At 74.6% G+C, this 12,853-nt stretch carries 13 protein-coding genes; 1 reads left to right on the top strand and 12 read right to left on the bottom strand.

Annotated features, from left to right (window positions below; genetic code table 11):
- Nucleotides 1–104: 104 nt before the first annotated feature.
- The 4 genes from GY42_RS01255 to prfB all read right to left on the bottom strand — a co-directional run bounded on the left by GY42_RS01255 (nt 105) and on the right by prfB (nt 4,433).
- Nucleotides 105–1,511 carry a M23 family metallopeptidase gene (locus GY42_RS01255; protein WP_046527937.1) on the bottom strand — a complete coding sequence of 469 codons (1,407 nt, stop codon included), beginning with the start codon at nt 1,509–1,511 and terminating at the stop codon, nt 105–107.
- A gap of 2 nt (nt 1,512–1,513) precedes the next feature.
- Nucleotides 1,514–2,428: a permease-like cell division protein FtsX gene (gene ftsX / locus GY42_RS01250; RefSeq protein ID WP_046527936.1), complete on the bottom strand. Its 915-nt coding sequence runs from the start codon at nt 2,426–2,428 to the stop codon at nt 1,514–1,516.
- 12 nt (nt 2,429–2,440) lie between these two features.
- Complete coding sequence (gene ftsE, locus GY42_RS01245) at nt 2,441–3,130, bottom strand: cell division ATP-binding protein FtsE (protein ID WP_046527935.1); 690 nt, start codon at nt 3,128–3,130, stop codon at nt 2,441–2,443.
- Nucleotides 3,131–3,317: 187 nt separating this feature from the next.
- The gene (gene prfB / locus GY42_RS01240) at nt 3,318–4,433 is read right to left on the bottom strand and encodes a peptide chain release factor 2 (RefSeq protein WP_046527934.1); all 1,116 of its coding nucleotides are present in this window, start codon (nt 4,431–4,433) and stop codon (nt 3,318–3,320) included.
- A gap of 81 nt (nt 4,434–4,514) precedes the next feature.
- Between prfB and GY42_RS19275 the strand changes: the two genes are divergently transcribed.
- A complete protein-coding gene (locus GY42_RS19275) occupies nt 4,515–4,682 on the top strand; it encodes a hypothetical protein (protein WP_160309385.1) in 168 nt (55 codons plus the stop codon).
- Between the two features lie 13 nt (nt 4,683–4,695).
- Here GY42_RS19275 and GY42_RS01235 read toward each other — a convergent pair whose 3' ends face one another.
- From GY42_RS01235 to GY42_RS17985, 8 genes are all read right to left on the bottom strand, one after another.
- Complete coding sequence (locus GY42_RS01235) at nt 4,696–5,586, bottom strand: universal stress protein (protein WP_046527933.1); 891 nt, start codon at nt 5,584–5,586, stop codon at nt 4,696–4,698.
- A 103-nt stretch (nt 5,587–5,689) separates the two neighbouring features.
- Entirely contained in the window at nt 5,690–6,931 is a 1,242-nt protein-coding gene (locus tag GY42_RS01230; protein ID WP_046527932.1) for an MFS transporter, read from the bottom strand.
- Nucleotides 6,921–7,274: a hypothetical protein gene (locus tag GY42_RS01225; protein ID WP_046527931.1), complete on the bottom strand. Its 354-nt coding sequence runs from the start codon at nt 7,272–7,274 to the stop codon at nt 6,921–6,923. Before GY42_RS01225 ends, GY42_RS01230 begins: the two co-directional genes overlap by 11 nt.
- Entirely contained in the window at nt 7,271–7,963 is a 693-nt protein-coding gene (locus tag GY42_RS17990; protein ID WP_160309384.1) for a cupin domain-containing protein, read from the bottom strand. Before GY42_RS17990 ends, GY42_RS01225 begins: the two co-directional genes overlap by 4 nt.
- A gap of 41 nt (nt 7,964–8,004) precedes the next feature.
- On the bottom strand, nt 8,005–9,144 hold the full coding sequence (locus GY42_RS01215) for a sedoheptulose 7-phosphate cyclase (protein WP_046527930.1): 1,140 nt from the start codon (nt 9,142–9,144) through the stop codon (nt 8,005–8,007).
- A 2-nt stretch (nt 9,145–9,146) separates the two neighbouring features.
- Nucleotides 9,147–10,331 carry an acyltransferase family protein gene (locus GY42_RS01210; RefSeq protein WP_052748152.1) on the bottom strand — a complete coding sequence of 395 codons (1,185 nt, stop codon included), beginning with the start codon at nt 10,329–10,331 and terminating at the stop codon, nt 9,147–9,149.
- A gap of 13 nt (nt 10,332–10,344) precedes the next feature.
- On the bottom strand, nt 10,345–11,958 hold the full coding sequence (locus tag GY42_RS01205; protein ID WP_046527928.1) for an FAD-binding oxidoreductase: 1,614 nt from the start codon (nt 11,956–11,958) through the stop codon (nt 10,345–10,347).
- Complete coding sequence (locus GY42_RS17985; RefSeq protein WP_052748151.1) at nt 11,955–12,842, bottom strand: hypothetical protein; 888 nt, start codon at nt 12,840–12,842, stop codon at nt 11,955–11,957. Before GY42_RS17985 ends, GY42_RS01205 begins: the two co-directional genes overlap by 4 nt.
- Nucleotides 12,843–12,853 lie beyond the last annotated feature (11 nt).

Here is a 12,853-nt window from a genome sequence, read left to right as displayed (position 1 = left end):
CCGGTGCTCGGGCGGTCGTCGCGGCGGTCCTCACGACCGCCGACGTCCGACACTACCGGCGCCCACCCGCGTCGTCCCACGGGAATCCGCGGACGACGCGCAGGTCACAGCCCCAGGTACGGCCGCGGGTTGGTCGTCGAGCCGTTGACGTACACCTCGAAGTGCAGGTGGCAGGCCGCCGACGTGCCGGTGTTGCCCGCGTAGCCGAGCAGCTGGCCGGCGCTCACGCGCGCCCCGGCGCCGACGACGAACGACGACATGTGGTTGTAGCTCGACATGAGCGACGACCCGTCGACCCAGCCGTGGTCGACCATCACCTGGTTGCCGTACCCGCTGCGGAACCGGGCCCACTGCACGGTCCCGTCGCGGCCCGCGTAGACGGGCTCGCCGCAGCGGTCGCGCAGGTCGATGCCGGCGTGCATGCGCATGTAGCCCAGCACGGGGTGCATGCGCATGCCGTACTCGGAGGTCACGTAGATCGGGTTGTGCGCGGTGGGGTTGCCGAACTTCGCGCCGGGGCGCGCACCGCCGGGCTGGGGGCTCGTGCCGCCGCCACCGGTGCCGGTGCCACCACCACCGCCGCCGTTGTTCTGGCCGGCCTGCGCGCGGCGCGCCGCCTCCTCGGCCTCGCGCTGCTGGCGCTGCTGCTCGACGATCTGCGCGAGCTCGCCCGCGAGCTTGCCCCGCTCGGCGTCCGCGGCCGCGGCCTGCGCCTCGACCTCGGCCTTGCGGCCCGCGATGGCCGCCTGGCGCTCCTGCTGCTCGGCCACGAGCTGGTCGAGCGCCTGCTTGGCGCTGGCCGCCTCGGCCTGCGCCTGCTGCGCCTCGGCGAGCTTCTGGTCGGCCGCGGCCTTGAGCTCGTCGACCTTCTCGCGCACCGCCTGCTGCCGCGCCTGCGCGTTCTTGTTCCGGGCCGCGAGCTCGGTGAGCTCGTCGAGCACCTGCGTCTGCGTGCGCATCGCCGTGGACACGAGTCCGTACTTGCGGACGAAGTCCTGCGAGCTCTCCGCGTCGAGCATCACGCTCATGCTGGAGACGTCACGCCCGCCCTGGTAGGCGCTGCGCGCCATCTGGCCGATGGCCGCACGGATCTCCTGCTCGCGCTCGCCGTCGACGACGATCTGGTCGCCGATCGACGCCTCCTCGTCGCGCGCCGCCTGCAGCCGTGCGGCGAGGATCTCGGCCTCGCGCTGCGCGGCCTGCGCGGCGGCGACGGCCTCGTCGAGCCTGCTCTGCGCGGCGGGCAGCTGCGCCTCGACCTCCGCGAGCCGGGCGACCGCGTCCGCGAGCTCGCCGCCGAGCTCCTCGAGCGTCTCCTCGAGGGCCGCGGCACGCTGGTCGGCCTCGGCCTGGCGGCGCTCGACGTCGGCGCGCTTGTTCGACAGGTCGTCGGCGAGCGCCGGCGCCGAGCCGGCGACGAGCGCCGGGACGGCGACCGCGAGCGCGGCGACGAGCGCGACGCCTGCGTGCAGCGCGCGGCGGGTGCGGGAGGGACGGTCGGGTCGGCGCATGCTCACACCTTCGTGTAGCGGCTGAGGGTGACGAGGGACGAGATCGCGGCGAGCACGAACGCGACGAGCACCAGGAGCGGTGCGATCGTCAGGACGTCCGACGTCCCGACGTACGGGATCCACGTGACGGACTTGCCGAGCCAGTCGGTGACGAGGTACTCGACCCCGAGCCACAGGCCGCCGATCGCGAGCCCCGCGCCGAGCGTCGCGGCGATCGCGCCCTCGAGCATGAACGGCAGCTGGATGAACAGCGTGGACGCACCGACGAGCCGCATGATGCCGGTCTCACGGCGGCGGCTGAGAGCGGACAGCCGGATCGTGGTGGTGATGAGCAGCACGGCCGCGAGCAGCATGATCGCGGCGAGCCCGCCGGCGGCCCACGTGGCGCGGTCGAGCACGAGGAAGAGGTTGTCGAACAGGCGCCGCTGGTCCTGCACCGACTCGACGCCCGGGCGGCCGGACACGACGTCGGCGACGACCTGGTACTGCTCGGGGTCCGTCAGCTTGATGCGCAGCGACGAGTTCATGTCGTCGGCGGTGGCGGCCGACGCCCAGAACTGGTCGCCCCACTGCCGCTTGAACGTCTCGTACGCCTCCTCCTTCGACTCGGTGAAGATCTGCTCGACGTAGCGCGCGACGTCGGGCGCGTCGAGCGCCGCGAGGATGTCGTCGCGCTGCTCCTGCGTCACCTCACCGGCCGCGCACGTGGGCGCCGCGGAGTTCTCGGGGCACAGGAAGACCGAGACCTCGACCTTGTCGTAGAAGTCGTCCTTCATCTTGCCGATCTGCGTCTGCAGCAGCGCGGCGGCACCGAGGAAGGTCAGGCACACGAACGTCACGAGCACGACCGACACGGTCATCGACAGGTTGCGGCGCAGGCCGATGCCGATCTCGGACAGGATGAACTGGGCGCGCATCTCCCGATCCCCTCAGCGGTCCGAGCCGTAGACGCCGCGCGACTGGTCGCGCACGAGCTCACCGGTCGACAGCTCGACCACGCGCTTGCGCATCTGGTCGACGATCTCGTCGTCGTGCGTGGCCATGACGACCGTGGTGCCGGTGCGGTTGATGCGGTCGAGCAGGCGCATGATCCCCAGGGACGTCGTCGGGTCGAGGTTGCCGGTGGGCTCGTCGGCCAGCAGGATCGACGGCCGGTTGACGAACGCGCGCGCGATCGCGACGCGCTGCTGCTCACCGCCCGACAGCTCGTGCGGGCGACGCTTCTCCTTGCCGGCGAGCCCGACCATGTCGAGCACGTCGGGCACGGTGGTGAGGATGTGGTGACGCGGCTTGCCGATGACCTGCAGCGCGAACGCGACGTTCTCGAAGACGGTCTTGTTGGGCAGCAGGCGGAAGTCCTGGAAGACCGCGCCGATCTGCCGGCGCAGGTGCGGGACCTTGAAGCCGGACAGCGTCCCGAGCTCCTTGCCGGCGACGAACACCTTGCCGGCCGACGCACGCTCCTCGCGCAGCACGAGCCGCAGGAACGTCGACTTGCCGGACCCGGACGCGCCCACGAGGAACACGAACTCGCCGCGCTCGACGTCGAGCGTCACCCGGTCCAGCGCGGGCCGTGCGCCGCGCGCGTAGACCTTCGTCACGTTCTCGAACCGGATCACGACCGACCTCGCCTCGTCCTCTCGGGGGGCACGCCCCCGACGGCCCGCGGTCCGCGAGCCCCATCGAGGGTAGGAAGGCGTTCACCCGCTCGGGCGCAGGACACGCCGCCCCGTCGCCTGTGAATCACGCGCGACGCCCGACTCGTCCCGTTCCGTCCCGGACGCGCGTCCGGGACGGGTCGGGGGCTCAGGCGTCCGCGACCTGCTGCGCGCGGCGCCAGCGCACGCCGGCCTCGATGAAGTCGTCGATGTCGCCGTCGAACACCGCGGCCGGGTTGCCGACCTCGTGCTCGGTGCGCAGGTCCTTGACCATCTGGTACGGCTGCAGCACGTACGAGCGCATCTGGTCGCCCCAGGACGCCTTGATGTCGCCCGCGAGCTCCTTCTTCTTGGCGTCCTCCTCGGCCTTGCGCACGAGCAGGAGCCTCGACTGCAGGACGCGCAGCGCGGCGGCGCGGTTCTGGATCTGCGACTTCTCGTTCTGCATCGACACGACGATGCCGGTGGGGATGTGCGTCATGCGGACCGCGGAGTCGGTCGTGTTGACGGACTGCCCGCCGGGGCCGGACGAGCGGAACACGTCGACCTTGATCTCGGACTCGGGGATCTCGATCGAGTCGGTCTGCTCGATGAGCGGGATGACCTCGACGGCGGCGAACGACGTCTGGCGTCGTCCCTGGTTGTCGAACGGCGAGATCCGCACGAGGCGGTGCGTGCCGGCCTCGACCGACAGGTGCCCGAACGCGTAAGGCGCCTTGACCTCGAACGTCGCGGACTTGAGCCCGGCCTCCTCGGCGTACGACGTGTCGAGCACGGTCGTCGGGTAGCCGTGGCGCTCGGCCCAGCGCAGGTACATGCGCAGCAGCATCTCGGCGAAGTCGGCGGCGTCGACGCCGCCGGCGCCGGCGCGGATCGTGACGACGGCCTCGCGCTGGTCGTACTCGCCCGCGAGCAGCGTGCGGACCTCGAGCTCGCCGAGGTCCTTGCGGATGCCGACGAGCTCGGCCTCGGCCTCGGCGAGGGTGTCCTCGTCGTCCTCCTCGGCGGCCATCTCGACGAGCGTCTCGAGGTCGTCGATGCGGCCGCGCAGGCGCGTGACGCGCTCGAGCTCGGACTGCGCGGCGGACAGCGCGCTCGTGACCTTCTGGGCGGCCTCGGGGTCGTCCCACAGGTCGGGGGCGGACGCCTGCTCGGAGAGCTCGGCGATCTTCGACCGCAGCGCCGTGGGGTCGCTCACCGACTCGATGGAGTCCAGCGTGGTGCGCAGGTCGCGGAGCTCGGAGGGGAAGTCGGTGGTGGCCACGGCGGTCCAGGCTACCCGCTCCGCGCCGCACGAACGGGCGTGCGGCGACGCGCCCGGGCGACGCGGGGGCGACACCGGGTCGTGACGGGTCGCGACGACGCGGTCGGGCTCGTCCGCGGCGCGTCCGTCGGCGCCCACCGGCACGCGCGCGACCTGCCCGGTGCCCCGCCCGTGGTCGGCGCGGGCGGCCGGGCCGTGGTGCCCGCCCGGCCGGTGGTGCGCGGCGGCACGCCACCCGGGCCCGCCTGAGGCGCGGCGGGGTTCAGGCGGCGCCGCGCGCGACGAGGACGGGGCACGCCGCACGCGCGACGAGCCACTGGCTGACCGAGCCGAGCACGAGTCCGCCCAGGCCGCCGAGTCCCCGCGTGCCGACGACGAGCAGGTCGGCGCGCTCGGCGTGCTGCGCGAGCACGCGGGCCGCCGGCCCCTCCGCGACGACGCCGTCCACGGTGACGCCCTCGGCGCCCGCGAGCCGCACGAGCGCGGCGTCGAGCGCCCGCTCGGCGGCCTGCCGCGCGAGGTCGGCCGGCGACGTGCCGGGCTGCTCGGCGAGCCAGGACACGAGCGAGCGGTTGGTGGGGGGCTCCTGCCAGCACGCGACGACGGTGAGCCGGGTCGCGGTGCTGCTGGCGATCGCGTCGGCGCCCGTGACGGCGGCGTCGACCGCGGCGAACGAGGCCGCCGACCCGTCGACGCCGACGACGACGTGCCCGGTGGGCTGCGGCGCGACCTGCGTGCGGGGCACCACCACGACCGGGCACGGCGCGTGCTGCAGCACGCCGAGCGACACCGACCCGAGCAGCACGCCCGACAGCCGCCCCGCGCCCTGCCGTCCGGCGACGAGCAGCCGCGCGTCCTGCGCGAGCCCGACGAGCGTGCGCGCGGGCGGGCCGTCGTCGAGGACCGCGGTGACGGCGAGCCCGGGCGACTGCTCGCGCGCGACCTGCGCACCCTCGTCCGCGACCTCCTGCGCACCCTGCCGGACGTACGCCGAGGCGGTGCGCAGCGGCGGCACGTCGAGCTGCCCCTGCAGCCCCCACACGTGCACGACCCGCAGCTCCGCGCCCAGCCGGTGGGCCGCGACCGCCGCCCACCGCACCGCCGAGACCGCCTCCGGCGACCCGTCGTACCCGACCACCACGTGCGTGCCCATCGCGCCCTCCCCGAGGCTCGGCCGTGCTCCGATCGTCGCGCGGGGTGCCGGGTGCGGCAAGGCGCGGCCCCGACACCGCCTGCGGCGCGACGGCGCGGGTCTGCTAGCCCCCGCGCCGCACGAGTCGCCGGGCCCCGTCGCCGTCCCGCGCCGGTGCGCCCCACCTGCCGGGCGCCGCGGGGACGCCGCCGCCTGCGTGCCCGGGAGACGCGCACCCGGGAGACCGCCGTGCCGGCCGCTGGACGACGGCGCACGCGGCGATCGCGACCGCCGCGGCCACGAGCAGCGCACCGCCCAGGAGCGGTGGCGCGCCCGGTCCGCGCGACGACGCCGCACCGCCCAGGGCGGCACCGGCGGCGATGCCGACGTTGAACGCGACGACGGCGACCGCCGAGGCGAGCGTCGCGCGGTCGCCCGCGATCGCGAGCATCTCCGACTGCACGAGGGCGGGCAGCAGACCGAAGCACAGCCCTGCGACGACGCCCGCCGCGACGACGGCCACGGGCGCACCGGTCGCCGCGAGCGCCGCCAGCAGCACACCTTCCACGGCGGCCACGGCGCACGCCCGCGGCAGCCGGGACCGTCCGGACAGCGGACCCGCGACGAGCGCGGCCACCACGACCGCGACGCCGTACGCGCCCAGGACCGCCGTCGCGGAGCTGCTGGCGCTCTCCGCGAGCGGCGTCAGGAACGTGTAGAAGGTGAAGTGCCCCGCCAGCGCGAGCGCGAACGCCGCGGCCAGCGCCAGCACCGCACCGGGCGGCGCGCCGCCGGCACGGCCGTCGGCGGCCGCGGCACGCACGCGCTCGGGCGGCGCACCGGCCGCGGCGAGCGCGACGGCCACGGCCGCGACCAGGAGCGGCACGCGCCACGACCACGTCGAGAGCGCCTCGACCACCGGGACGCCGAGCGCGAGGGCACCCGCGTTGCCCAGCAGCACGTGGGCCACCGCCCGCTCGGGCCGCCCCGACGAGCGTGCCGCCAGCGCGAGCGCGAGCGGGAAGAAGCACCCGTGCGCGACGCCGGTGAGCGCACGCGTCACGAGGAACGCCGGCAGGTCCGCAGCGGCGACGCTGAGCACGGCAGCCGCAGCGAACACCGCGCCCGCGACGACGACCGCACGCCGCAGGGGCGCGGCGCGCAGCAGCAGCGCGCCGGGGACCGCGACCACGGCGGTCGCCGCGGCGTACGCGGTGGACCCGAGCGCGACGCGCTCGACGCCCGCGCCCAGGTCGCGCGCGATCGTCGAGACGGCTCCCACCGGCGCCATCTCGACGGTCACGGCGAAGAACACGGCGACGGGCAGAGCCGCGCGCGCGGCCGCGTCCCGCAGGTCAGACGGCACGCTCGGCCTCCGGCAGCTCGGGCACGCGGGGCGGCAGCGCCGCCGTGACGCGGGCCGCGAGCCCCCGCACGCTCAGCACCGCGGTCGGCACGCGGGCCGTCAGCTCGCCTCCGGCACCCTCCGGCACGAGCACGACGCTCCCCGGGCCCGCGGTGCCGCCGTCGACGTCCACCTCGCCGGACAGGACCACGACCAGCTCGTCGACGCCGTGCGGGGCGTCGAAGGAGAGCCGCTCGCCGGCACCCAGCCGGTGGTGCTCGACCGACTCGGTCTCGCTGTGGAGCATGCCGCGCCGCACGAGGCACGTCCACGTGTCGTCGGGGTCGACGCGCGTGACGATCATGCCGGCCCCACGCGCAGCTCGACCGTGAACAGCTCGCAGTCCTCGGCGGCCGTGAGCCGCCCGCGCGCCCCGGCCGGGACGAGGAACGCGACGGGTGCCGTGACGCTGCTGGTCGCGCCGGGCAGGTCGAGGACCACGGAGCCGGCGTTCACGAACCCCGCGATCTCGCTGCTGTCGGCCCCCGTCACCAGCTCCTCCCCCGCCAGCAGGACGTGGCGGTCGACGGCCACCAGCGGGCCGTCGAAGACGGTCGTGGTGTCGACGTGGGGCGTGACGGTCAGGTCGGTGAGGTGCACGGGCACGGGGCGGCTCCGGGGGGTGACGGGCCCCGGCGGTGCCGGGGCGGCGAGGGCGGCCTGCGTGGCCGGGGCGAGCGTCTCGACGACCCACCAGCTGAGGTCGTGGTCGCCCGTGTTGCGCAGGCCGTGCGTGTTGCCCGGCGGCGTGAGCGCGAGCGACCCGCGACGGACCGCGTGCGGACGACCGTTGAAGAAGAACTCGCCCTCGCCGTCGAGGACCAGGTAGATCTCCTCGGTCCGGGTGTGGCGGTGCTCTCCGCTCACCGCGTCGGGCGGCAGCGTGGCCCACTCGACGGCCTCGGTGGGCGACTGCAGCTGGCGTCGCGTGTAGAACGCCTTCCATCCGGTGCGGCCGGGGCTGCCGTGCACGCCGTGGATCACGGCGTGCACGGCAGGGGTCCGCGGCGGCGGCGCCGGGAGACCGGTGACGTTCACGCCGTCGCCTCGAGCCCGGCCGTCGAGAGGACCGCGACGGCCTGCAGGCCCGCGGCGATGTCCTCACGCGTCACGTCGTCGACGAACGTCGCTGCGCCGATGCCGACGGGCAGCGGCAGGCGCTGCCGGCCGTCGCGGTGCCGCGTCGTGTCCTCGAGCGCACGGACGAGGTCGTCGAGCCGCATCGCCGGGTGCGTGGTCGGCAGCCCGAGACCCGTGAGCGTCGTGAACACGCGGTCGGCCTGCTCCGGGGTCACGAGCCGACGGTGCAGCGCGATGCCCGTGGTGAGCGCCATGTCGAGCGCGACCGCCTCGCCGTGCAGGAGCTCGGGCAGCGCGCGCATCTCGATCGTGGGGCTGAACGTGTGCCCGTAGTCGACGACGCGCTCGAGCACGTGCTCCCAGAGGTTGGGGCGGAGCTCGTCGAGCATGCCGCCGATCGCCCGCTCGAGGACCTCCCGCTCGACGGGGGTGCCGGACTGGAAGCGCGACCGCAGCACGGTGGATCCGTGGGCCTCGAGCAGGTCGAACAGGCGCTCGTCCTTGATGAGCGCGATCTTGAGGATCTCCGCGAGCCCGTTGGACACGTGCCGGGCGTCGAGGGTCGCGAGGAACGTCGTGTCGAGGACGCTGCGCGAGGCCGCGAAGTAGGTCCCGATCTTGTTCTTCCCGGTCCGGAAGTTGACGCCGGTCTTGACCCCGACGCTCGCGTCGACGATCCCGATGAGCGTGGTCGGCACCCGGACGAACGGGGTGCTCCTGCGATAGATGCTGCTGGCGAAGCCGACGATGTCCGTGAGCACGCCGCCGCCGATCGCGATGATCGGCTCACGGCGCCGGTCGAGCTTGAACGCGTCGACCGCCTCCAGGACGGTCTCGACCGCGGACCACTGCTTGCTGGCCTCGCCGTGCGGGAGGACGAGGACCTGGTGATCGCGCAGGTTCGTCCGCGCGTAGGCCCGGATGCGGTCGCCGTAGAGCTCGTCGACCGTGCGGTCGGTGACGATGAGCCGACGCGCGCCGCGCTCACCGTCCAGCAGGGCGGGGTTGTCCGGGTGGAGCACGTCGGTGGTGGTCTCGACGCGGTACTCCACGGGTTGGTGGGCGGACACGGTCCAGGCGCTGGCGATGGTCATGATCAGACCTCCTGTGACGACGCGGTGGCGGGGACGGTGAGCGGGACGACGGCGGGGGCTGCGGGGGCTGCGGGTCGGCGCCGTGCGGCTCGCGACGGCAGCCGCAACGCCCGCAGGCGCGTGTTGGCGGGCGTCTCGACCCAGCGCCAGAGGGCCCAGGCGGCGCCGAGGCTGACGGCGAGGACCAGCGCGACCAGCAGGACCGCCCCGAGCGGCGGCAGGCCTGCCGCGGGGACGAAGCGGCGCGTGGCGGTGAGCACGATGTCGTGCACCATGTAGAGCGCGAACGAGATCTCGCCGAGCCGGACCGCCACGGGCGTGGTGAGCACGGCGGGCGGCGTCGGAGCCTGCGCGACCGCGACGACCAGCGCCGTCACGGGCAGCACGAACACGGCGTCGAGCGTCCACAGCACGGGCACGACCAGGCTGAGCAGGTAGCCGGCGGCGACGAGCCCGAGCGCCACGACCACCGGCACGCGGGGCAGCGCACCCTCCCGCACCGCGCGGGCCGCGAGCATCCCGAGCGCGAACTCCAGGAACCGGACCAGCGGGAACGCGTACACCGACCACACCTGCAGCACGGAGGCCCCGAGCAACGGCGACTGGGCGTGCGCGGGGCCGAAGACCGCCCCGACCGGCAGCTGCTGGGCCACCAGCGGCAGGAGCACGACGACCACGACCAGGGCCGCTCCGGCGGTGACCAGGTGGCGCCGCGGCACGCGTGCGACGAGCGGCAGGGTGACCGGGAAGAGCGCGTAGAAGACCATCTCGGCGGACAGCGACCAGCTCGGGTGGTTGATGCTGAAGAAGGCCGTGTCGCGCGGCACCCAGGAGTGCAGCAGGAGCAGGTTGGCGCCCGCCTCCCACACGAGCGCACCCCCGAGACCGGCGACGGCCAGGGCCACGGCGAACGTCACCACGTGGTTGGGCACGATCTTGGCGACGCGGCGCCACAGGAACCGCCCGGGGGTGTCCCCCGGACGCGCGGACCACGTGAGGACGAAGCCCGACAGGACGAAGAAGAACGTGACGCCGAGCCAGCCACCGTTGCGCAGCACGCCCTGCAGGGGGTCGACGAGCGCGGGTGCGTCGAGGAAGAAGCGGTTGAGGGACAGGTGGAAGACGACGACGACCAGCGCGGCGAGGAAGCGCAGGCCGGTGAGCGCGTCGAGGCGACCGTGCGGCACGCCTGCGGGCTGGTCAGCTGACCGGGAGGCTCTGTGCATGGCTGAAGAGTCCCTTCGGGTCGTAGGCCGCCCGCGCCCGGACGAGGCGCGGGAGGTTGTGCTTGTAGTAGAGGTCGAGCGAGCTGAGGCCCGAGGTGTTGTGGGCCGGGTCGTCGAGGTCGGTGTCGGCGTAGTTGACGAAGGCGCCGTCGGTGTCGGCGTTCGGGACGGGGACGCCGCCGGTGTCCGCGAACATGGCGGCGTAGGTCGAGCGGGTCCACGCCAGGTTCGCGGCGTCGTCCTCGGGGTCGTCCCAGATGGACACCACCTGGAACTTGATGATCGAGTCACGCTGCGCGACGGCGGTCGCGTCGGGGGCCACGGTGTTCACCGCCCCGCCGTAGGACGCGATCATGAGCAGCGCGCCGGGGTGGGAGAACGACGGGTCGGTCAGGGCGCGGTAGGCCGCCGCGACCGCGGTCGGGGTCCAGGTGCGACGCAGGTACGCGGACTTGCCGTCGAACCTGCGCGTCGGGTCGGGTCCGGTGAAGCCGGTCCACTGCGTCCCCTGCAGCCAGGGCACGCGTCGACGCTGCAGCACGGTCGGCACCGGGATGCCCTGTGAGAGCGCTCCTACGTGACGGTCGAGGACGCCGTCCGCGTCGGGCACGCCCGCGTCGACGACCGTATCCAGGGTGATCGTGCCGTTGGCGCGGTGCCAGGTCTTGAGCTGCGAGAACAGGCCGGCCTCGGGCGTGCCGGCCGCGCTGTGCTCCTCGTGCCAGCGCCCGTGGTTCGCGAGCAGCCGTCCGAAGGTCGCCTCGTCGAGGTCGTCCCACCGCCACGCGACGGTCGAGAGGATCACGTGCCGCGGCGGGGTGGGCAGGGCGGCCTCGGGCCGGTCGCCCGCGGCCGCCGGCGACCGCAGCCAGTACCGCGTCGCGACGCCGAAGTTGCCGCCGCCACCGCCCGTGTAGGCCCACCACAGCTCGTGGTCGGGGCTGCGGGGGTCGCGCGTCCCGATGGACGTCCGCACCGCGCCGTTCGCGCGCACGTGCACGGCCTCGACCGCGGCGAGGTGGTCGACGACGAGGCCGTCGCGGCGGTTCATGCTGCCGTAGCCGCCGCCCGCGATGTGTCCACCGGCCGCCACGGTGGGGCAGTTGCCGGCCGGGACGTACACGCCCCACTGCTTGTAGAGCAGCTGGTACACGGCGCCGAGCTGGGCCCCGGCACCGACCTCGAACGCACGCCGCCGGGGGTCCCAGCGCACCTGGTTCATCGCCGCGAGGTCGATGATCGCGGTGACGTCGTCGTTCGAGACGAAGCTCTCGTACCCGTGGCCGCCGCTGCGGACGGCGGGCCGCAGCCCGAGCCGCTGGATCGTCCGGATCTCGGCCGCGACCTCGCTCGCGTCCCGCGGGAAGGCGATCCGTCGCGGCGACCCGATCCACCGCAGGTTGGTGCCCTGCCGCAGGTCCTCCCACTGCTCGGATCCCGGGGTGACGACGCGGTACGGACCGGGCGCGGGCGGACGCGCGTCCGCGGACGGCGCGTCGGCGCCCCGGAGCCCGAACCCGGCGAGCGCCGCGGCCCCGAGCGTCGCCGTGCCCGCGCCGAGGAACGCGCGTCGTGAGGTGGTGGTCATGCGGGGACCCTCCGTGCGATCGGGGTGCGGGTGTGCGCCGCACCGTCCTCGTACGGCAGGGTGCCGTCGGGGAGGTTGATGAGCTCGAGCTGCACCCCGGTGGGTGACAGCACGTAGTTCCAGCGGTCGCCCGCGATCGGGCCGTCCGTGATCGTCTCGGGCTCGCCGAGCGGCACGAACCCCCCCGCCTCGAGGAGCGCCGCGCGCGCCGCGTCGACGTCGTCGGCGTGGAAGGCGACGTGGTGCCCGCCGACGTCGCTGTTGGCGGGACGCGGTCCCGCACCGGGGGCGTCGAGCACCGCGACGGCCGCACCGCACTCCCCCGCGAGCACGACGCCGCGGGCGCCGAACGCGTCGACGCCGCCGGTCCGCCGCAGCCCGAGCACCGACTGCAGCTCGTGGACGAACGGCGCGACGTCGCCCCGATGCACGAACAGGGCGCCGAGCAGCTCGTCCTTCCCGGGCTGCAGCGCGAGCGCGATCCCCGACGGCAGCAGCACCTCGAACCCGCCCGAGGTGTGCGCCGGGCGCACGGCCGCCACGCGGGCGAGCTCGCGTGCGGCGGCGGTCGGGTCGGGTGTGCGCCGCAGCAGCGCGAAGCCGCCCGCCTGACCCGGCAGCGGACCGGGACGGCGCGGCCCGTCCCCGGCGTACTCGAAGAGCTCGAGGTTGACGGCGAGCGCGTTCACAGCCGCGACCCGCAGCGTGAACGACCCCCGGGCGCCCAGCTTCTTCGTCATCCACCCCGGGTACGGCTCGTCGAGGGGCCCCTCGACGTAGCAGAGCCCTGCGCCGAGCGCGTCCCCGAGGTCCCTGACCGCGTCGTCGAGGTTCGGGACGGTGAGCCCGAAGTGGTCGATCCCCCGTGTCGGTGCGTGCGACATCTGCCCCCCTG

The organism is Cellulomonas sp. FA1, assembly GCF_000986825.1.
Classification (GTDB): domain Bacteria; phylum Actinomycetota; class Actinomycetes; order Actinomycetales; family Cellulomonadaceae; genus Cellulomonas; species Cellulomonas iranensis.
Note: the sequence above shows the minus strand (reverse complement) of the source record. Positions and strands in the feature narration are given on the sequence as shown.

Bases quoted from the DNA above. Each gene is read 5' to 3' on its own strand.
- GY42_RS01225 (WP_046527931.1), bottom strand. From the start codon at position 7,274: ATGATCGTCACGCGCGTCGACCCCGACGACACGTGGACGTGCCTCGTG.
- GY42_RS01205 (WP_046527928.1), bottom strand. From the start codon at position 11,958: ATGACCACCACCTCACGACGCGCGTTCCTCGGCGCGGGCACGGCGACG.
- GY42_RS01235 (WP_046527933.1), bottom strand. From the start codon at position 5,586: ATGGGCACGCACGTGGTGGTCGGGTACGACGGGTCGCCGGAGGCGGTC.
- ftsX (WP_046527936.1), bottom strand. From the start codon at position 2,428: ATGCGCGCCCAGTTCATCCTGTCCGAGATCGGCATCGGCCTGCGCCGC.
- GY42_RS01255 (WP_046527937.1), bottom strand. From the start codon at position 1,511: ATGCGCCGACCCGACCGTCCCTCCCGCACCCGCCGCGCGCTGCACGCA.
- GY42_RS17985 (WP_052748151.1), bottom strand. From the start codon at position 12,842: ATGTCGCACGCACCGACACGGGGGATCGACCACTTCGGGCTCACCGTC.
- GY42_RS01215 (WP_046527930.1), bottom strand. From the start codon at position 9,144: ATGACCATCGCCAGCGCCTGGACCGTGTCCGCCCACCAACCCGTGGAG.